Source organism: Paenibacillus sp. 01T422 (assembly GCF_056398785.1).
In genome coordinates, this window is the sequence record NZ_JBFTQB010001206.1 from 1 (window position 1) to 1491 (window position 1491).

Consider the following 1491-nt stretch of genomic DNA (forward strand, 5'->3'; position numbering starts at 1 on the left):
GAGGTGCGCATGGAGCTAGTTCCCGGCGCTAACCTGCCTGAGATTCCAGAAATCGGCATGATGTTGGAGCTGGACCACTCCTTCCAGCAATTAAGCTGGTACGGGCGTGGGCCGCACGAAAATCACTGGGACCGAGCGACAGGGGCGAAGCTGGCCCTGCACAGCGGAACCGTCCAGGAGCAATTCGTTCCGTATTTACGTCCGCAAGAATGCGGCAATAAAACAGATGTCCGTTGGGCGACATTAACGGATAGCGCAGGTCGTGGACTCCGTATCACGGGGCTGCCGACCATCGAATTGAATGCACTGCCATATTCACCTTCGGAATTGGAAGCTCATGATCACCCTTATAAGCTGCCTGTCAGCGAGAAGGTAGTGCTGCGCGTGAATTACAAGCAGATGGGCGTTGGTGGAGATGATAGCTGGGGGGCAAGAACGCACCCTGAGTTCACCCTGTATGCCAATCGTACGTATGCCTATTCGTTTAGCTTTAAAGGGATTTAAATAAAAAAGGCCGTCCAGCAGGGGAAATCCTTGCGGGCAGCCTTTTTTATTCCCCATTAACCGATTTTAAAGCAAGCTAGAAACAGCCCAGGCTGCCATGACGGGTTCACGGCACCAGGGGACATTGTCTGTGGGGCGCTCATTTTTGCATGTCTTACTTGTATGCACCGGCCAAGATGTCATCAATTAGAGTCGGCCCGGTGGGCGTCCATGTGAGCAGTTTACGGGTGCGTTCGCTGGAGCCGTTCATAGCTCTCGAGTATCGGCCGCCCCTGATACAGACCGGACATTCCAGCCGCGAACAGGCTACTGCCTTGTTGATCGGACCGAGTTTCTTCTGGATCTTGAGCGGACGTAAACACGCCAAACTTGTACCGCGGAAGCTGGCCGAGAATTTTATTCGCGACCTCCAGGCGCGACGGTCCCTGTGAACGAAAGCCCATCATGGCGCCGGCGCCTCCAGAACGCACAATGAAATGTTATTTAAGATTGCAAAAAGCCGCCCGATACAAAGTATCGAAGCGGCTTTTTGCACGGATTTTAATGCGATATCGCGCCTTGTTCCTGCGTTGGATCGAGTTTTTCTTTGCTCATCGCGATGGCACAGATGAAAGCGATCACTGCCGGAACAATTGTCCATGCGAATGTTAGAACGATAGAAGATGATAGAGCGCCTGAGATTTTTTCTAAAATAGGACCCGGAATGTCCATTCGCTTGGTTGGATCAAGCAGGGTATGGGGGTCACTCGTAGCCATCCCAGCGGGCATTTCACCTTGACCAGCGAAGGCATCTGTCAGTTTTTGCGTAAATGAGTGACTTTGGATAATACCGAATACGGTGATTCCCAGTGTCATCCCTAAGGAACGAAGGAAATTCAGTGTTGAAGAGGCCGAACCGCGCTGCCTAGCATCAAAAAGATGGATCGCGGCATTGCTCAGTACGGAGAAGGAAGCCCCGATACCTAGTCCGACGATAATCATATAGAT

General features: G+C 52.0%; 1 protein-coding gene and 1 pseudogene. One reads left to right on the forward strand and one right to left on the reverse strand.

The genetic code is table 11. The features are described 5' to 3' along the window. The coding region (locus tag AC1DUA_RS37220) for a beta-galactosidase small subunit (RefSeq protein ID WP_477504508.1) at window positions 1-504 on the forward strand (504 nt) is incomplete at its 5' end. A gap of 540 nt (window positions 505-1044) precedes the next feature. Here AC1DUA_RS37220 and AC1DUA_RS37225 read toward each other — a convergent pair. Then, window positions 1045-1491: pseudogene (locus tag AC1DUA_RS37225) on the reverse strand (MFS transporter); the annotation flags it as partial.